Origin of the sequence: Nonomuraea sp. NPDC052634, assembly GCF_040678535.1 — a bacterium.
GTDB lineage: Bacteria > Actinomycetota > Actinomycetes > Streptosporangiales > Streptosporangiaceae > Nonomuraea > Nonomuraea fastidiosa.
Genome location: NZ_JBFATY010000004.1, coordinates 13,307 through 31,520, shown reverse-complemented (window position 1 = coordinate 31,520; position 18,214 = coordinate 13,307). Strand labels below are relative to the sequence as shown.

General features: G+C 71.5%; 16 protein-coding genes. 9 read left to right on the top strand and 7 right to left on the bottom strand.

Going from position 1 to position 18,214, the window contains the following annotated elements; all coding sequences use genetic code 11:
* Positions 1-192: 192 nt before the first annotated feature.
* A complete protein-coding gene (locus AB0K67_RS19290; protein ID WP_364061503.1) occupies positions 193-639 on the bottom strand; it encodes a protein phosphatase in 447 nt (148 codons plus the stop codon).
* A gap of 264 nt (positions 640-903) precedes the next feature.
* Here AB0K67_RS19290 and AB0K67_RS19285 point away from each other — a divergent pair, with 264 nt between their 5' ends.
* Together AB0K67_RS19285 and katG are read left to right on the top strand one after the other, a co-directional pair.
* The gene (locus tag AB0K67_RS19285) at positions 904-1,341 is read left to right on the top strand and encodes a Fur family transcriptional regulator (protein WP_364061500.1); all 438 of its coding nucleotides are present in this window, start codon (positions 904-906) and stop codon (positions 1,339-1,341) included.
* A 33-nt stretch (positions 1,342-1,374) separates the two neighbouring features.
* Complete coding sequence (gene katG, locus AB0K67_RS19280; protein WP_364061497.1) at positions 1,375-3,603, top strand: catalase/peroxidase HPI; 2,229 nt, start codon at positions 1,375-1,377, stop codon at positions 3,601-3,603.
* A 167-nt stretch (positions 3,604-3,770) separates the two neighbouring features.
* On the opposite strand, the gene AB0K67_RS19275 is transcribed toward katG, so the two are convergent.
* A complete protein-coding gene (locus tag AB0K67_RS19275) occupies positions 3,771-4,637 on the bottom strand; it encodes a hypothetical protein (protein ID WP_364061494.1) in 867 nt (288 codons plus the stop codon).
* A gap of 35 nt (positions 4,638-4,672) precedes the next feature.
* Here AB0K67_RS19275 and AB0K67_RS19270 point away from each other — a divergent pair, with 35 nt between their 5' ends.
* The 3 genes from AB0K67_RS19270 to AB0K67_RS19260 all read left to right on the top strand — a co-directional run bounded on the left by AB0K67_RS19270 (position 4,673) and on the right by AB0K67_RS19260 (position 8,084).
* Complete coding sequence (locus tag AB0K67_RS19270; protein WP_364063213.1) at positions 4,673-5,278, top strand: CGNR zinc finger domain-containing protein; 606 nt, start codon at positions 4,673-4,675, stop codon at positions 5,276-5,278.
* Between the two features lie 394 nt (positions 5,279-5,672).
* Positions 5,673-7,016: an AMP-binding protein gene (locus AB0K67_RS19265; protein ID WP_364061491.1), complete on the top strand. Its 1,344-nt coding sequence runs from the start codon at positions 5,673-5,675 to the stop codon at positions 7,014-7,016.
* Between the two features lie 36 nt (positions 7,017-7,052).
* Positions 7,053-8,084: a DUF5678 domain-containing protein gene (locus AB0K67_RS19260; protein WP_364061488.1), complete on the top strand. Its 1,032-nt coding sequence runs from the start codon at positions 7,053-7,055 to the stop codon at positions 8,082-8,084.
* 75 nt (positions 8,085-8,159) lie between these two features.
* On the opposite strand, the gene AB0K67_RS19255 is transcribed toward AB0K67_RS19260, so the two are convergent.
* Both AB0K67_RS19255 and AB0K67_RS19250 read right to left on the bottom strand, forming a co-directional pair.
* On the bottom strand, positions 8,160-11,348 hold the full coding sequence (locus AB0K67_RS19255; RefSeq protein WP_364061485.1) for a BTAD domain-containing putative transcriptional regulator: 3,189 nt from the start codon (positions 11,346-11,348) through the stop codon (positions 8,160-8,162).
* A gap of 90 nt (positions 11,349-11,438) precedes the next feature.
* On the bottom strand, positions 11,439-12,887 hold the full coding sequence (locus AB0K67_RS19250) for an MDR family MFS transporter (protein WP_364061482.1): 1,449 nt from the start codon (positions 12,885-12,887) through the stop codon (positions 11,439-11,441).
* 234 nt (positions 12,888-13,121) lie between these two features.
* Here AB0K67_RS19250 and lgt point away from each other — a divergent pair, with 234 nt between their 5' ends.
* Entirely contained in the window at positions 13,122-13,979 is an 858-nt protein-coding gene (gene lgt, locus AB0K67_RS19245) for a prolipoprotein diacylglyceryl transferase (protein ID WP_364061479.1), read from the top strand.
* 43 nt (positions 13,980-14,022) lie between these two features.
* Positions 14,023-14,664, top strand: a complete 642-nt coding sequence (locus AB0K67_RS19240; RefSeq protein ID WP_364061476.1) for a class I SAM-dependent methyltransferase — start codon at positions 14,023-14,025, stop codon at positions 14,662-14,664.
* An 11-nt stretch (positions 14,665-14,675) separates the two neighbouring features.
* Here AB0K67_RS19240 and AB0K67_RS19235 read toward each other — a convergent pair whose 3' ends face one another.
* Positions 14,676-15,158 carry a hypothetical protein gene (locus AB0K67_RS19235; RefSeq protein WP_364061473.1) on the bottom strand — a complete coding sequence of 161 codons (483 nt, stop codon included), beginning with the start codon at positions 15,156-15,158 and terminating at the stop codon, positions 14,676-14,678.
* A 287-nt stretch (positions 15,159-15,445) separates the two neighbouring features.
* Here AB0K67_RS19235 and AB0K67_RS19230 point away from each other — a divergent pair, with 287 nt between their 5' ends.
* Both AB0K67_RS19230 and AB0K67_RS19225 read left to right on the top strand, forming a co-directional pair.
* On the top strand, positions 15,446-15,877 hold the full coding sequence (locus AB0K67_RS19230; protein ID WP_364061470.1) for a hypothetical protein: 432 nt from the start codon (positions 15,446-15,448) through the stop codon (positions 15,875-15,877).
* A 197-nt stretch (positions 15,878-16,074) separates the two neighbouring features.
* Entirely contained in the window at positions 16,075-16,506 is a 432-nt protein-coding gene (locus AB0K67_RS19225; protein WP_364061467.1) for a hypothetical protein, read from the top strand.
* 63 nt (positions 16,507-16,569) lie between these two features.
* Here AB0K67_RS19225 and AB0K67_RS19220 read toward each other — a convergent pair whose 3' ends face one another.
* Both AB0K67_RS19220 and AB0K67_RS19215 read right to left on the bottom strand, forming a co-directional pair.
* Positions 16,570-16,845, bottom strand: coding sequence for a hypothetical protein (locus AB0K67_RS19220; protein WP_364061464.1), 276 nt, complete (start codon positions 16,843-16,845; stop codon positions 16,570-16,572).
* Positions 16,846-16,890: 45 nt separating this feature from the next.
* A complete protein-coding gene (locus AB0K67_RS19215; RefSeq protein WP_364061461.1) occupies positions 16,891-18,174 on the bottom strand; it encodes a DUF4407 domain-containing protein in 1,284 nt (427 codons plus the stop codon).
* Positions 18,175-18,214 lie beyond the last annotated feature (40 nt).

Sequence of the window (18,214 nt, the reverse complement as noted above, 5' to 3'; positions counted from 1 at the left end):
CCGGGCTCCACCGGTGACGCCCTGGCCGCGATGCCGGCGGCGCCGGCCAACCCGCTGCGCCTGCGCATCATCGCCAGGCTGAGCACCGGGCACGGCCACGATCGGGCACAGCTTACGGACGGTCGAGTGACGGCGGCTCGCCGCGAGCGCGGGCTTGCGGGGTCGGGTCGACGGTCGGCCGCGAGCGCGGGCTCAGGGGCGGTCGGGTGACGGCTGGGCGCTGAAGCGGGCGACGTAGCGGCGCTGCCAGGGCGTCTCGACGGCGTGGCGGGAGTAGTGCTCCCGCACGTACGCGACCGCCTGATCGGCGGGGACGCCGTCGATCACGGCCAGGCAGGCGAGTGCGGTGCCGGTGCGCCCGCGTCCGCCGCCGCAGGCCACCTCGACCCGCTCCGACGCGGCACGCTCCCACGCCTCCCGCAGGTCGGCGGCGGCCTTACGCCGATCGGACGGCAGCCAGAAGTCCGGCCAGCGCACCCACCGCTGCTCCCACGTGGTGGGCGGCGGCTGCTTGCCGAGCAGGTAGAGGCCGAAGTCGGGCTCAGGGCCCGGCGGGAGCGGATGGCGCAGGCCACGGCCGCGCACCAGCCGCCCGGAAGGCAGGCGCAGCACGCCCGGGGCGTCGGGATCCCACGTCACGCCGCCGAGCGTAACCCGGTCCGGCCGGCCGCGACGGCGACACGGCAGGCGTTCAGCGCTGGGCGATCAGGACTCGCCGGCGAGCCAGGCGGTCGTCGCATTCGCCCGCACCCTCCTCGGCTCACTCACCCCGTGACCACGCGACGGGGCCGCCTCCGAACCGGGGCAAACCCAACGGAACCCCAAGTTATCTTTGAAGCGACACTGAAATTGCATCGTTCATAAACTTGTATCGTTCGCCTTTAGGTGAGTAGGTTAGTCGCCATGACCGCACCCAGGACGCCGACCGGCGCCGAGGAGCTGCGCAGCGTAGGGCTGCGGGTGACCGCCGCCCGGGTCGCGCTGCTCGAGACCGTCCGCGACGGTGACCACCTCGACGTCGAAGCCATCGCCGCCGGGGTGCGCGAGCGCGTCGGCCACATCTCGCTCCAAGCCGTCTACGAGGCGCTCAACGCCCTCACGGCCGCCGGACTCGTCCGCCGCATCGAACCGGCGGGCAGCCCGGCGAGATACGAGGGACGGGTCGGCGACAACCACCACCACGTCGTGTGCCGCGTCTGCGGCGCCGTCGCCGACGTGGACTGCGCGGTCGGACACGCGCCCTGCCTGCACGCGTCCGACGACCACGGCTTCACCATCGACGAGGCCGAGGTCATCTACTGGGGTCTGTGCCCCGACTGTTCCACAGCCACCAGCTCATGAGCATCTTGCGTCAGATAGTCCGGAGGGATTCCCATGTCTGAAAACCACGACGCGATCGTCACGGACCCGAAGCCGGAGGATGGAGGTGGCTGCCCGGTAGCCCACCGCGCACCCCACCCCACCCAGGGCGGCGGTAACCGTCAGTGGTGGCCGGACCGGCTCAACCTGAAGATCCTGGCGAAGAACCCCGCCGTGGCCAACCCCATGGGCGAGGACTTCAACTACGCCGAGGAGTTCAAGACCCTCGACCTCGCGGCGGTCAAGCGTGACATCGCCGAGGTGCTCACCACGTCGCAGGACTGGTGGCCGGCCGACTTCGGCCACTACGGGCCGTTCATCATCCGGATGGCCTGGCACAGCGCGGGCACGTACCGCATCAGCGACGGCCGCGGCGGCGCCGGCTCCGGCCAGCAGCGCTTCGCCCCGCTCAACAGCTGGCCCGACAACGCCAACCTCGACAAGGCCCGCCGCCTGCTGTGGCCGGTCAAGAAGAAGTACGGCAGGAAGCTCTCCTGGGCCGACCTGCTGATCCTCGCCGGTAACGTCGCGCTGGAGTCGATGGGCTTCAAGACCTTCGGCTTCGCCGGTGGCCGCGAGGACGTGTGGGAGCCGGAGGACGACGTCTACTGGGGCCCCGAGACCACGTGGCTCGGCGACGAGCGCTACACCGGCGACCGCGAGCTGGAGGAGCCGCTGGCCGCCGTCCAGATGGGCCTCATCTACGTCAACCCCGAGGGCCCGAACGGCAACCCCGACCCGCTGGCCGCCGCCCGCGACATCCGCGAGACGTTCCGCCGCATGGCGATGAACGACGAGGAGACGGCCGCGCTGATCGCCGGTGGTCACACGTTCGGCAAGACCCACGGCGCCGGTCCGGCCGAGAACGTCGGCCCCGACCCCGAGTCCGCGCCCCTGGAGGAGCAGGGCCTCGGCTGGCGCAACAGCTTCGGCACCGGTAAGGGCGCCGACACCATCACCTCGGGCCTTGAGGGCATCTGGACCCCGACCCCGACCAAGTGGGACAACAGCTTCCTGGAGACCCTCTACAAGTACGAGTGGGAGCTGTACAAGAGCCCGGCGGGCGCCTGGCAGTGGCGGCCGAAGGACGGCGCGGGCGAGGGCACCGTTCCGGACGCCCACGACCCGAACAAGCGCGTCCACCCGACGATGCTCACCACGGACCTGTCGCTGCGCTACGACCCGATCTACGAGCAGATCACGCGGCGCTGGCTCGACCACCCCGAGGAGTTCGCCGACGCGTTCGCGCGGGCGTGGTTCAAGCTGACCCACCGCGACATGGGCCCGGTGGCCCGCTACCTCGGCCCCGAGGTGCCGAGCGAGGTGCTGCTCTGGCAGGACCCGCTGCCCGAGCGCACCTACGAGCTGATCGACGCCGACGACATCGCCACGCTCAAGAGCCGCGTCCTCGCCTCCGGCCTGTCGGTCTCCGAGCTGGTCTCCACCGCGTGGGCATCGGCCTCGTCCTTCCGCGGCAGCGACAAGCGCGGCGGCGCCAACGGTGCCCGCATCCGCCTGCAGCCGCAGGCCGGCTGGGAGGTCAACGACCCCGACAGGCTCGCGAACGTGCTCGGCACCCTTGAGGGCATCCAGAAGGCGTTCAACGGCGAGCAGACCGGCGGCAAGCAGGTCTCGCTGGCCGACCTGATCGTGCTGGCCGGTTGCGCGGCCGTCGAGAAGGCCGCCAAGGACGCGGGCTTCGAGATCGAGGTGCCGTTCACGCCCGGCCGCGTGGACGCCACGCAGGAGCAGACGGACGTCGAGTCCTTCGCCGCCCTCGAGCCGAAGGCCGACGGCTTCCGCAACTACCTGGGCAAGGGCAACCGGCTCCCGGCCGAGTACCTGCTCATCGACCGCGCCAACCTGCTGACCCTCAGCGCCCCCGAGATGACCGTCCTGGTCGGCGGTCTGCGCGTGCTGGGCGCCAACTACCAGCAGTCGCAGCACGGCGTCTTCACCACCAGGCCCGGCACGCTGACGAACGACTTCTTCGTCAACCTGCTCGACCTGAACACCACGTGGAAGCCGACCTCCGAAGACTCCACCACCTTCGAGGGCCGCGACGCCTCCACCGGCGAGCTCAAGTGGACCGGCACCCGCGCCGACCTCGTCTTCGGCTCCAACTCGGAGCTGCGGGCGCTCGCCGAGGTGTACGCCTGCGACGACGCCCAGGAGAAGTTCGTCAAGGACTTCGTGGCCGCCTGGGACAAGGTCATGAACCTCGACCGGTTCGACCTGTCCTGATCCTCCCGGCCCGCCACCACCTGCTGAAGGAGTGGCGGGCCACCTCCGGCCCTGTCACAGGGGTTTCTTCCCGGCCCGCTGACATGGCGGGCCGAAGCTTCGGGCCCGGCGCCTTCGCGGTGGCGGGCCCTTTTCTTTCTCCGGTCCGTACCTCCGACGCGGCCCGGTCAGTACGCGACGGCGATCTTGCCGATGCCCAGCGTGGTCTGCGAGGGCAGCATGCCCGACTCGAACACCGCGCCGAGCAGCGGCAGGTTCAGCTCGGCCAGCAGTGCGGCGCGTTCCTCGCCGAGCGCCCGCCAGGGTCCGGCGGCGAGCTGGTCGGTGTGGCGCTCGACCCGGTTGCGCAGGGCGCGCCCCTCGTCGGTGGCCACGCCGTCGGCGTCGACGAGCCCACGGGCGGCCAGCCGTTCGCGGGCCGCCGCCCATTCCTGCTCGCTCCACCCCCGGCTGTCGAAGGTGGCGGCGGGCGCGGCCCCGACGGCGGCGAACGACACCAGCGCCTCGCACCCGTCGAGCCCCGCCGCCTGCAGCGCCGTCAGGTGCCCGTCGCCGCGATGCTCGCGCAGCACCGTGTACGCCTGCCACAGCCGCAGGTGCGGCTCGTCGGGCCAGGGCAGCGCCAGGTTGGCCGCGGCCAGCGGCCGGTGCGCCACGTCGGCGCTCTCCGCCGCCCTGACCGCCAGCTCGGCCGCCTCCGCGAGCGCCGCGACATCGCCGGTGAGGGCGCGGACCGTCCGATCGACCGCCCGCAGCCTGGCCTCGAGCACCTGGTCGGGGGCGGCCGTCGCCCAGATCGCCGGCACGTACTCGGCGATCATCTTCGGGCTGAAGCTGTAGTACGCGGCGGCGACCAGCCCGCGACCGGCGGCGCCCAGGGGCGCCGTGCGCCAGGCGAAGTAGCTCGGCCAGCGCGGCTCGACGGCGTAGCCCAGCGCCGCGGCCTCCTCGTACGCCTCCTTGCTGTAGTAGAGCGTGGCGTGCACCGGCTCGATCTGGTGCCACATCTGCCGGGCGAGTTGCTCGAAGGCCACAATAATCCTCACTGTCTAGATAAGGTATGCCAGTGATGGTAGAAGCATGGCGAATCACTGGTCAAGCGGAAATAGACGGTTATGTCGGGAGCAGGATCGAGCTCGCCGTACGGCTGATCAACACCCTGGCCACGCCGTTCCAGCACGGCCGCGCCGTCACGCCGCCCGCGTCGGGAGCCGACCGGCTGGCCGCCGTGCTCGCCGCTCAGCAGCACCTCACGGTCCATCCGGCCGCGAACCTGCTCACCCCCGCGGACGCCGACCGGCTGGCCGAGATCGCCGCCGAGCTGCGGCCGGTGTTCGCCGCGGGCGACGGCCTCGCCGACGCCGCCGCCGGGCTCAACGACCTCCTTGTACGCCACCACGCCGTACCCAACCTGCACGGCTCCCCCGCGAACCCGCTCGGCCTGTCCTTCCACCGCCCCGACGCCGACCCCGTGGACGCCTGGGCGGCCGACATGGGCACCGCGCTCGCCATGGTGATCGGCGTCGGCCAGGCCGCCAGGCTGGGCGCGTGCCAGGCCGGCAAGTGCACGCTGGTCTTCTTCGACACCACCCGCAACGCCTCGCGCCGCTTCTGCGACCTGTCCTGCCAGAACCGCGCCAAGGCCAGCGCCTACCGCGCCAGGCGCCGCGCCTGACCCTCACCCGCATCCCAGCCCCTGAGCAGGGCGTTCACGGTTGACAGGCCCATGTGGTGATCATGTGGAGCTTTTGTGGAGTGCCGAGCGATCGTAGCCGGGAGGCGATCACCTGCCTCGCTGCGGAACTCCGCGGCGAGCGTCGATTGGAGGAACCTGTGATCCGTATGGGCCTGCGTTACGCCAGGTACGCCGTCAGCACCTTGACGACCGCGCTGTTCCAGATCCCCGCCACCTGATCGGACAGAGCCGGCCGGTCCCTCGCGGGCCGGCCGGCCCCATCGCGCCGTCACGATGAATCGAGGTGCCATTGCTCGCCACTGCCGCTCGACAGCTTCGTTACGCCGCCACCGTCCTTCGCGGTGGCCGCTTCGATGTGGACGCACTACGGAAGATGGTGACCGACCTCCGCCTGATGCTGGCCGAGCTGGGCGAGCCGGGTGAGGGTGCGGGCGAGTTGCCGCCGGGCGGCGGTGTCGACGATCCGGAGATCCGGCGTTCGATGGCGGACCGCCGGCTGCGGCAGGCGGTCAAGCGCGCCGCAGAGAACACCGCGTACTACCGGTTGTGGTTCAGGGAGCACGGCATCGACCCGGCCGGGGTCGGACTCGACGAGATCACGCAGGTGGCGTCCACGCCCAAGTCGGCCCTGCGGGGCGCCGGCCCCGCGTTCGTGTCGGAGCAGAGCGAGCCGGTCCTGCTGGCGCAGACCACCGGCACCACGGGCATCCCGACCATCGTCTGGTTCTCGCGGTACGAGCTTGAGCTGGCGGCGGTGCTGTCGGCGATCTCGTACCTGATCGTCGGCGACATGCGCGAGCACCACGTGGGCCTGTCGTGCATCAGCTCGCGCGCGACCGTGGGCCTGATCACGGCGCAGCGGGCGCTGAACCTGGTGGGGTCCGGCTTCATCGCGCAGGGGCTGGTCGATCCCGGCATCGCGCTCGACCGGCTGGCCACGCCGCTGCACCTGCCCCGCAAGGCCCCGTACGTCACCGACCTCTACACCGTCCCCTCCTACCTGGGAGCGCTCGTGCAGCGGGCCGAGCGGGACGGCTGGCAGAAGAAGGACTTCGGGCTGCGCCGGATCTTCACCGGCGCGGAGATCCTCACCGACGCGATGCGCGAGCGCGTACGCGAGGTGTTCGACGTGCCGGTGTCCGACGTGTACGGCATGACGGAGCTCGTCCCCACCACCGGCATGGTGTGCAGCAAGCAGCACCTGCACCTGGCCGCCGAGCAGGCCCACTTCGAGGTCCTCGACGTGGACGCGGACACCCCGGTCGCCCCTGGCGAGATCGGCGAGCTGGTGGCCACCCCGTACGCGCCGTACCGCGAGACGACGCTGCTGATCCGCTACCGCACGGGCGACCTGGTGCGCCGCCTGCCCGACGAGCCGTACGGCTGCGAGCTCGCCCTGCTCCCGGCGACGTCCCAGGTGCTCGGGCGGGCCACCGGCTACGGCGGAGGACCGACCGCCCGCGACGTCCTGGAGGTGCTGCAGCGGGTGCGCGAGGTCCCGCTGCCGACCAGGTACGCGCTGACCGGCGACCCGGTCAAGCCTGACCTGCACGTGGTGGCACCGCCCGGCGCGCTGGGCCGGATCGAGGAGCTGGCGACCGCCCGCTCGCTCCAGGTCTCCAAGATCCTGCTCGTGGACGGCGCGGACGACCTGCCCAAGCCCTGCCGGGTCCGCGCCGACCTGTACGAGCACAGCTTCGAGACGTCGCTTTCCTAGCCGCCGCTTTCCCAGCCGCCGGAGACCTCCTTCATCATGCTCACCTTCCAGAACATCGCCCTGCTCGACGTTCTCATCGCCGGGATCGTGCTGGGCGGCCTCGGCTACGTGCGGCGCTTCACCCTGCCCCGGCCGCCGGTCGGGCATTCGACCGCCTCGGACGTGCTCATCATGAGCTGCCTGGTGGTCGTCATGCCCGTCGCGTACCTCTCGCTGCCGGGTCCCGCGGTCTCCGCCATCTTCGGGCTCCTGTTACTCGCCGGCGCCCAGATGACGCTCGCGCCGCTGGCCGGCGGGCGGTGGGCGACGCTGCTCTCGCTGCTGCTCGTCGCCGCCGACGTGGCCGCGGCCGCCGCCGGGTCCGGCGGCGCGGTGCTGGTGCTGAACGCGCTGCTCATCGTGATCGCCGTCATCGGGGTGAGCAGCCTGTGGGCGCAGACCGGCATGAAGGCGGGCCACGTGGCGGCGTTCGCCACCGTGCTCGCGGTGTACGACCTGTTCGCGACCGGGCTCGGCGACCTGACCGACCGGTTTCTCGCCCAGGTGGTGGGGCAGCCGTTCGCGCCGCTGCTGGCGGTGACGGGCGGGTCGGCGCCGGTGGCGGCGGGCCTCGGCGACTGCCTGATGCTCACGCTGTGGCCGCTGGTGGCGACGAAGGCGTACGGCAAGGCGGCCGGCTGGATCGGCGCGGCCGTCGGCATCGGCCTGATCGTGCTGGTGGAGATCGGGTTCGTCACCGGCGTGCTGCGCTCGGGGATGGCGTTCCTGACCGTGCTCGGCCCGGCGATCCTCGTCCAGTACGTGATCTGGCGGCGGCTTCGCGGGGCCGAGCGGCGTACGCACGAGTGGCTCGGCCTGCCGGCGTCGGAAGTGGACACCTCCGGCCGCGTCGAGCGGCTGGCCGGCTCGCTGCGCGCCGCGCGGTCCGCGACCGGCATGCCCGCGGGCACCTGGGTGGCCGTCGCCGGCGACGACAGCGTGGTCGGTCACGGCCCGACCCCGGGCACGGCGCTGCGTGCCGCCCGCCGCGCCGGGTACGAGGGCGCACCGTTCGTCAAGCAGGTGTGATCAAGCGCCACCGTGACATGATCAAGCCCGGCCGCCGAGCAGGCGTGACCAAGCCCGGCCGCCGGGCGGGCGTGATCAGGACCCGGCGAGCAGGGCTGCGGCCTGACCCCGCTCGGGGGCTCCGGCTTCGGCGGCGATGGCGTGCGCGCGCCGCCAGGCCGACCGTGCCGCGTCCCGGCGTCCCGTGGCGTGCAGGGCGCGGCCGAGCGTGATCAGCGTTCTGGCGCGGGCGAGCCGCTGCCCGGTCCTGCGGAAGACCAGCAGCGCCTCCTCGCAGCTCCCCTCGCTGGCGGCCGGCTCGCCCAGGTCGAGCTGCGCGTCCGCGACGGCGGCGTACGCCTTGCCCAGCGCCAGCCCGTACCCCCGGCCCGCCAGGTGCCTGGCCTGACCGGCGAAGGCCAGCGCGTCGGCGGGCGCGCCCTGGGCGCGGGCCAGCTCAGAGCGGGCGAGCAGCAGCTCCACCTGGATCGGCCGGTGGCCGGTCCGCTCCGCGATCGCCGCGGCGGCATCGAGCCGCTCGCCGGACTCGGCGACGTTCCCGAGCCGCAGGTGGGCGAGCGCCAGCCCGATGAGCGCGCGCACCTCGATCTCGGGGCTCTCGGCGCTGCGCGCCGCCTCTGCCGCGTCCGACAGGACCGGCAGCGCCTCCTCGTTCCCGCCGGCTTCCAGGTGCACGCAGGCGAGCGACTCCAGCGCCATGGCCTCCACGTACGGCGACCCGGTCTCCCGCCCGGCCGACAGCGCCTGGCCGAGCGTGGCCCTGGCGTCGTCCAGCCGTCCCAGCTCCCGCCTGACCACGCCGAGGTTCACCAGGATGACGGCTTCGAGATGGCGTTTGCCGATCTCGGCGGCCGCGACGATGGTCTCCTGATGGCGGCGCTCGGCCTCGCGCAGCCGGCCGAGGTCGAGGGAGAGCGAGGCCAGGTTGGCGAGGCTGGTCGTCTCGCCGGCCCGGTTGCCCAGCCTCCTGTCGATGGCCAGCGCACGGCGGAACCTGTCGGCGGCCTGCTCTGGCTCCCCCACCTGCGCGAGCGCCACCCCGGCGGCCCGCAGCGCCGCCGACTCGCCCGCCCGCCAGCGGGCGCGGCGCAGGAACGGCAGCGCCTCCTGGTAGGCGTCGATGGCGGCCTCCAGGTCGCCGATGCGCCACCGCACGTACCCGATGGACATCAGCGTCGCGCCCTGACCCAGGCTGTCGCGCTCGGCGCGGGCGGCCTTCAGCCCCAGCTCGGCGATGCGCAAGGACTCGGCGACCGGCCGCCGCCAGGGCAGCACGTCTCTCAGCGCGTCGGCGAGCCGCCAGGCCATGGCGTACGGGCCGTGCTCGGCCGCGCGGGCGATCAGCGCGGCGATGGTGTCCCACTCCCGGTCAAGCCAGCTCTCCGCCTCGGCCCGGTCGCCGAAGGCGAGCGGTGTCGCCTCCGTCTCGGGGCAGCCCGGCGCGGGACCGACGACGCGTACGTCCACGTGCTCGCCCGCGGCCACGATCGAGCGCAGGTAGAAGTCGAAATAGCGGGTGACGGCGCTCTCGCGCTCGTCGGGCGGGTCCTCGGCCGCCGCCCGCTCCGCCGCGTACGTCACCACCAGGTCGTGGCAGGTGTAGCGGTCGGGTCCCGCGTTCATGAGGTGGACCCGCGCCAGGTCGTCGAGCAGCCCGGCCGCCTCCCCTGTCGGGTAGCCGGACAGCGCGGCGGCGGCGGGGACCGTGATGCCGGTGTTCGGCACCAGCCCGACCAGCCGGAACAGCCGCCGAGCCCGCGGGGTGAGCGTCTCGTGGGACCTGCCGACCGCGCCGCGCACCGCCGTACGCCGGTCGCCGGCCACTTCGAGCTTCGAGAGCAGGTCATGGCCGCCCAGCTCGGCCACGTACTCGGCGAGCGTCCTGTGCGGGCCCGCCGCCACCTTCGCCGCGGCCACCCGCAGCGCCAGCGGCAGGCGTGCGCACAGCTCGGCCAGGCGGGCGGCGGCCTCCGGCTCTCTTCGAACCCGCTCCGGCCCGGCGGTCTCGGCGAGCAGTGCCACCGCCTCGTCGAGGTCGAGCACGTCCAGCGTGACCGGCGCCGCCGACTCCAGCGCCACCAGGCCGCTCAGCCGGTCGCGGCTGGTGACCAGCATCCGCGAGCCGCTGCCCGGCGGTATCAGCGCCCTGATCAGGTCGGGATCGCCGGCGTTGTCCAGCACCACGAGGACTCGCTGCCCGGCCAGGATCGACCGGTACAGGCCGATCTGGGCCTCAAGCTCCACGGGGATGTCCTTGGCGGGCCAGCCGAGCGTCTGGAGCAGGCGTGGCAGCGCCTCGGCCGCGCTCATCGGCGGCGCCTGGTCGAAACCGCGCGCGTCCAGGAAGAGCTGGCCGTCGGGGAAACGGCCGGCGACCTGGTGCGCCCAGTGCACGGCCAGCGTGGTCTTGCCGACGCCCGCACCCCCGACCACCAGGATCAGCTTCGCGGCCGACACCGCTTCCAGCCGCTCCAGCTCCGCGCGCCTGCCCACCAGGCGGCCCAGCGCGGGCGGGAGCTGGCGGGGGACGATGCGGGGGGCGGCGGCGCGTACGGGCGGGGTCAGCGTCTCGTCGCCCGCGAGGATCGCGGCGTGCAGGTCACGCAGCTCGGGGCCGGGTTCGACGCCCAGCTCGGCCGAGAGCACCGCGCGTACCCGGCCGTACATCTCCAGCGCCTCCGCCCGGCGGCCCGACCTGTGCAGCGCCAGGATGAGCTGCCGCCAGACGCGCTCGTTGAGCGAATTGGCCTGGGCGAGCGCCCGCAGCTCGCCGATCAGCTCCTCGTGCAGGCCCAGGCGTAACCGGAGGTCCGTCCAGTCGCAGCGGGCGGACAGCGCCAGCTCCTCCAGGTCGGCGACGCGCGGCAGCACGGCGCCGGTGAGCTGCGCGTCCTCGGCCGGCCTGCCGCGCCAGAGCGACAGCGCCGACCGGTACGCCTCGTGCGCCGCCCCCAGGTCGCCCGCGTCGGCGCGGCGGCGTGCCTCGGCCAGCGTGTCCTCGAAGACGAGCAGGTCGAGTTCAGTGCGGTCGAGGGGGAGCAGGTAGTGGTGATCCTGGGTGACGAGGCGGGGCGCCACCGTACGGCGCAGGCGGGTGACGTAACTGTGGATGTTGGACACCGCCGAGGCGGGCGGCTCCTCCCACAGGCAGTCGATCAGCCGCTCGATCGAGATCGGCGTGTTGGGGTAGAGCAGCAGCACGCCCAGCACCGACCGCTGCTTCCCCGGGACGTGCACCGGCCCGTCCGCCGAACGAGCCTGCACCGCACCGAGAATGCCGAACGCGGTCACTGATGACCTTTCCTCGTCGATGGTGACAGGTTGTACACCGGCCACCGCGACCGCGCAAGGCGCTCACTCCTTGACGGGAGCCGCCCTGGAGGGAAGCAGCACGGCGGTGATGACCACGGCCACCGACAGCACCGCGCCGATGGTGAACGCAAGGCGCATGCCGCCGAGGTCGGCGAGCAGGTCGGTGACGCCCGACGCCCGCAGTGCGGCGCTGCGCGCGCTCATCACCGTGACCACCAGCGCCGTGCCGATGGCCGCCGCGACCTGCTGCAGCGTGCTGAGGATCGAGCTGCCGTGGGAGTAGAGCGACGGCGGGACCGCGCCGAGCCCGAGCGTGAAGACCGGGGTGAAGGTCGCCGCCAGACTGATCGACAGCAGCGCGTGCAGCGCGAGAAGCTGCCAGTAGGGCATCGTCATCGTGATCTGGGTGAAGCCCGCGAGCGAGAGCATGATGCCGATCGCGCCCGGCACCACGAGCACCCGACCGCCGAACTTGTCGAACAACCGCCCCACGGCCGGCCCCAGCAGCCCCATCGCCAGGCCGCCCGGCATGACCAGCAGCCCGGTCTCCAGCGGGCTGAACGACCGGACGTTCTGCAGGTAGAGCGGCAGCAGCACCATCGAGCCGAGCATCGCCATGAAGGCCACCGACATCATGATCAGCGCGATCGTGTACGTGCGGTGCCGCAGCGTGCGCAGATCGACCAGCGGCACCCCGCGCCGCTGCAGCACGAGCTGGCGGACCACGAACACGGCGATGGTGGCGAGCCCGGCCGCCACGATGCCCGCGGCGACCCCGACCTCACCGCTCTCGAACCTGCTGAGCCCGTAGACCAGGCCGCCGAACCCGGCCGCCGCCGTCACCACGCTGAACCAGTCGATCGTGCTGAAGCGCGGCTCCCCGACGTTCTGCAGCTGCGCGAGACCGCGCCAGGTGACCAGCGCCGCGATCGGCAGCACCACCGCGAACAGCAGCCGCCACGACCCGAAGCCGAGGATCAACCCGGAGATCGTCGGCCCCATGGCGGGCGCCACCGAGATCGCCAGGCTGACGCTGCCCATGACCCGGCCCCTGTTGCTCTCCGGCACCACATGCATCAACGTCGTCATCAGCAGCGGCATCATCACGGCCGTGCCCGACGCCTGGATGATGCGGGCGGCCAGCAGCACCTCGAAGGCCGGCGCCACGGCGGCCAGCGCGGTGCCCAGCAGGAACAGGCCCATCGCGGTGGCATAGGCGGCCCGCGTGGACACCCGCTGCAGGAACCACCCGGTGATCGGAATGACCGCCGCCATCGTCAGCATGAACGCGGTCGACAGCCACTGCGCGGTCTGCTCGCTGATGCTCAGCGCGGTCATCAGACGCGGGATCGCGTTGATCATGATGGTCTCGTTGAGTATGACCACGAATGTGGCCAGCACCAGCAGCCGGATCACCGGCGGCGTGCGCCTTTCGGCCTTCCCGGTATGGGGTGGCGCGTCCTGCTGGTGGTCTTGCGGGGAAGTGATCACGGAGCCTCGATCCCGGTCGTCAGTCAGAAGGTGGTCAGGGGCTTCGCCTGGGGGACGGCGCCGTCACAAGCGCTCATCGTCGTCATGCACATACTGACCGGCGCCACCGACGGAACTCATCGGCCGGCGGCGCCGGTCTTCTCCACCGGCGTACAGCGACGAACAGGCAGCACAAATTCCACAATCGCGTCACGAATCCGGGCGGTGAGCTCCGCATCCGTTAGCGTCGCTTCCATGCCTCTCGCCGCGATTCCCAGCCCCTCCCAGGGTGTCTGGCATCTCGGATTCATCCCGATCCGGGCCTACGCGCTCTGCTTCATCGCGGGGATCGTCGTGGGCGCCTGGATCAGCGAACGCCGCTGGCGCGCCCGAGGCGGCCGGCCGGACACGATCACCGACATCGCCGTCCCCGCCGTCGTCTTCGGCCTGATCGGTGCCCGCCTCTACCACGTCATCACCGACTGGCAGCTCTACTTCGGCCCGCGCGCCACCAAGGAGCCCTACCAGGTGCTGTTCATCTGGGAGGGCGGGATGAGCATCTGGGGCGCGGTCGCGCTGGGTGGCGTCGGGGTGTGGCTCGCCTGCCGCCGCCGCGGCCTGTCCCTGGGCGCCGTCGCCGACACGATCGCGCCGGGCCTCGCCGTCGGCCAGGCCATCGCCCGCTGGGGCAACTGGTTCAACCAGGAGCTGTACGGCAGCCCCACGACGCTCCCGTGGGGGCTGGAGATCGACCAGGCGCACGGCGGCGAGCCCGGCGTCCTCTACCATCCGACCTTCCTGTACGAGTCGCTGTGGGACCTGGCGCTCGGCCTCGCCCTGCTGTGGGCGGGGCGGCGCTTCGAGCTCCATCACGGGAGGTTGTTCGCCGTTTACGTCGCCGGATACACGTTCGGCCGCTTCTGGATCGAAGGACTACGGATCGACCCGGTGGGCGGGGTCGATCACGCGGTGACGTTCCTGGATCTCAGGATCAACCAGTGGACGTCGCTCGTGCTGTTCGCCGGGGCGATCGTGTACGTCTGGGTGACGCGGCGCAAGGACGCGCCGGAGGTCGTCGTACCGGCGGGTAAGGCCCCCGCCCCGGCCGAGTGACCGCTGCGCCGATGGCCGGGTGGATGGGCTACAGTCGTCCGCCATGGCCGGACCGTCCCCCTCTTATCTGACCGCCACGGCGGACGCTTATGACGCCGTAGCCGACCTCTACACCGACCTCATCAGGGACTCCCTCGACGCCCTGCCGCTGGACCGGGCGATCGTGGGGGCGTTCGCGGAGCTCGTACGGGCCTCGGGCCTGCGCCGCGTCGTCGAGGCCGGCTGCGGACCCGGCCACATGACCGCGCACCTTCGTGACCTCGGCCTGGACGCTTTCGGCGTGGACCTCTCGCCCGCGTTCATCGAGATCGCCCGCAGGGACCACCCCGATCTGCGCTTCGAGCTGGGCTCGATGGGCGCGCTCGACGTGCCGGACGGCGCGCTGGGCGGCGTGCTGTCCTGGTACTCCGTCATCCACACCCCGCCTGCGGAGCTGCCGCCGTACCTCACCGAGTTCCGCCGCGTGCTGGCCCCCGGCGGCCACCTCCTGCTCGGGTTCTTCGAGTCCGAGGGCGGACCGGTGACGGAATTCGACCACAAGGTCGCCCCCGCCTACCGCTGGCCGATCGACGAGCTGGCCGGCCTGGTCGGCAAGGAGGGCTTCACCGAGGTGGGACGCATGCTGCGCGAGCCCCTGGAGGACGAACGCTTCCGCCGCGGCCACCTGCTGATGCGCGCGGTGTAGACGCAGGACCGTCACCCCCAGGCCAGATCGAGCTGCTCGGCCAGGTCATCGGCCGTGCCGCCCCTGTTGAGCAGCGCCTTGACGGCCTGGGCCTGCGCGGTCGTCGGCAGCCGCCCGCCGAGGAGGTAGGGCAGCAGGAGCCGCCGCGCGACCAGCTCGTTCGATGAAAGCCCGTACGGCCTGCGCACCACCGACACGTTGACCCGTATCGCGTGCTCGTTGCCCGGTGGGACGCCGGGCCGGTCGATCTCGATGGCGACGTACCGGAACCCGTTGGCCCGATCGCACGTGCCGCACCCGGCCGGCCCCCTGCTCAGCCTGCCGCCGCACTCCTCGCAGGTGAGCCGGTCGTAGGCGGCGTCCACCACCCGCCACAGGTGCTTGTCGGGCTCGTCGACCACCATCGCGGCGACGTCCCGCTCCTCCTGGCCGTTCAGCGCCCCGAACTCGCTCGCGACGAACGCCCGCCACCCGGACTCGACGATCTCGTCCACGATGCCCCCGCACCGCCGGCAGTCCGGCGCCCCCGCCGGCTCCCACCACCCGCACCCCCCGCATCGCCGCATACCGGAACGCTATCCACCGCCTTGTCCGCGCCTCACCCGAATATCGGGGAGTGTCGGTGCTCCCCTGTACCGTCCGCCGGATGGGCGAAACCGTGACAACCCCCCACGTCGCGCACGCGTACGTCGCTGCCGAGCCTTGAACAAGAGCGGGCACGCGCGCCAGAATCTCTTGAGACTTCAACTATCCCGGTTGAAGAGACTGGACAAGGAGAGGCATGAAGCGCACCGTCTCCGCTCTCGTCGCCGGCGTCCTCGGCGCCACGCTGTTAGGCACCGCCCCCGCATCCGCGGCCACCTCCGACGTCGACTGCGCCGCACGTGACGACTACACGTGGGTCCGCAACAGCTACGTCCCCACCAACGTCGAGCGGCCCGCGATCGACGGCCGCAGCTACAACATCGGCGGCCCCTACACGTACACGTACGAGATCTGCCTCGACATCCCCGACGAAGCCTCGAAGTTCGCCATCGAGGTGCGCATCTACAACAACGGCGCCTGGAGCACGTTCACCGACGACCGGCCGGGCGACAAGATCTTCACGTACACGCTGCCACCCGACAGCTTCTGGCAGGTCTACGGCACGCTGACCGGGCCGGCCAGCACATACCTCTACTACACCTGGTACGAGAAGCGGACCTTGTCCTGACGCGACCGGGCCACTGAGGCCGCATCCCGCCCGCAGGGATGCGGCCTTTCGCCACTCGGGGGACGTCCGTGGCGACCTCGCCTCCGCACCGGACCACCTGACTCCGGACTTTTCCCGATCTTGCATTGAAGGTGAAGATCGCGCACAATCAGTTGAGCGTTCAACCATCACGGTTGGGGACACTGATGGAGAGTGGCATGAAGCGCATCTATTCCGGGCTGGCCGCCGCCGGCGTCCTCGGCACCGCACTCGTCGCAGGCGGCCCCGCCTCGGCGGCCACGTCGTCGATCGACTGCGCCGCGAGCGGCCCGTGGGACCAGGTTCATGAGCTGTACGTGCCCACCAACGTGGAACGGTACGGGGTCAACAACGCGGCCTGGAATGCGAACGGGCCGGAGAAGACCACGTACGAGGTCTGCCTCGACATCCCGGACGGCGAGACGTTCACCATCCGCGTGAAGGACCTGACCGACGACGAGAAGGTCGTCTTCGAAGACGACCGGCCCGGTGACAAGGCGTTCAGCTACACGATGCCACCCAACAGCTGGTGGCGGATCGACGGCACGATGACCGGGCCCGACAGCACCTTCCTCTACTACACCTGGCACCAGAGGACCGTCCGGGACTGACCCGGCAGAGCGCGACGGCGAACAGGCCGCATCCCGCCGAACGAGATGCGGCCGCCGCGGCTCTCATCCGAGAGCACGGTACTCGGGCGGCGGGTCGGCGAGCTCGGGATGGGCGACCCAGTAGCGCTCGCCGTAGATCCCGAGCATCGCCCAGTGCCACGCCTCGTCGTGGAAGACCAGGCCGCGGTACGGCTCGCCGGCCGGCTCGTACGCGTAGAACTCCCGGGCCGCCGCCTCCGCCTCGGCCTCACCGAGCCCGCCGTACCTCCGCATCACCCAGGCGTACCGGCGCCGCTCACCCTCCAGGCACGCGACGTACTCCTCCTCACTGAACGCCATGGCCGCAGACTAAGAGACGTCAGCGCGCCCGCGCCCGCCGTGGGGTCAGCTGAACTGGTGGTTGGCGCCGTTGCGCCCGTCGTTCAGCATCGTCCTGCGCAGCTCACGCGTCCGGTTGCTGATCATCTCCTCGATCTTGCTGCGTGCGGCCAGGTCGGTCGCCTTCCGCTCCACATCGATCTGCTGCCGGGCCCTGCGACGTTCCTCAGCGGTCATGTACGCGCTCAGTTCGAGCCGGCCGATCTCGGCCTCCGCCGCGAGCCGCACCTGGTGTGCGTGGACCTCTTCCCTGCGGCGATTCTCTTCGCCGACCATGCGGTCGTACGTCGTCGTCCCGCCCATGAGCTTGACAAGCACGGGCAGGCAGTCGATCAGGATCAGGAACAGCCGGAGAAGCCAGCTCGCCGCCCCGAGGTAGGTGTTGTCCCGCGTCAGTTCGTGCAGTGCTTTGAGGCGTTCGAGCAGACCGACGGGGTCGTCCGGCGACGGCATCTCGGCGAGTCTCCGCTGGATCTCCGCGTCGAGGGCCTTCTGGTACGCCTCCCCCTTGACCGGAAGAGGCTCGCGCAGCTTGTCGATCCGCGCTTCCAGTTGCCGCAGTTCGGCGGTGTTCTCCTTGAGACGGCTGTTCGCCAGATAGCGCCGGGCCTCCTCCTTCAGGCGGCGGCACCGGGGCCCTTCGCCCACTCTTCCGCTCAGCCCCGGGCCCGACCTGCCGGCGCACTCGTCACTCGCCTGGTCCACGAGCTTGGCATGGCGGCGGTTGGCCGTGTCGATGCGTTTCCGCAGCTTCTCGGCGTCTTTTTGCAGATCGGCCAGAGCGGTGAGGTCCGCCACCGGTGTCGAAGCCATGAGGCTGCTCCCCTGGCAGTCCTGCCGCTTCGGGGTGGCGGGAGGCAGGGGATTGCACTCCACCCACCAGGCTCTGCGTACGTTCCTGAGCGTCTCGCGCTGGTCTTTGACGTGCTGGACCACCGCTGTCTCGAACACCCTCAGCACCAGCGGTTCCGCGATGACGACTCCCAGGACCACGGCGACGAGCAGCCGCGGGATGAGCGTGAGGAGGCGGCGCTGCCACATGCCCGTGACGGTGGAGACCAGCCACCGGTCGAGATTGAGCACAATGAGGGCCCAGATCAGGACCGGGACGGCCAGCAGCAGATGGGAACCTCCGAGCACCTGGCTCAGCGCGAACCACATCGAAAGCCCGGCCATCACCGCGGTGCCCAGAATGACGCCGCCAACCCCCGTGTAGCGGGTGCGTTCCAGCGGCACGCGCGCCAGCAGGGCCTCGTCGACGCCGGCGAGCACCCGCAGGCGCCGGCCCACATCGACCTTGCGCAGCCAAGACCGCCGACCGACGTGCGAC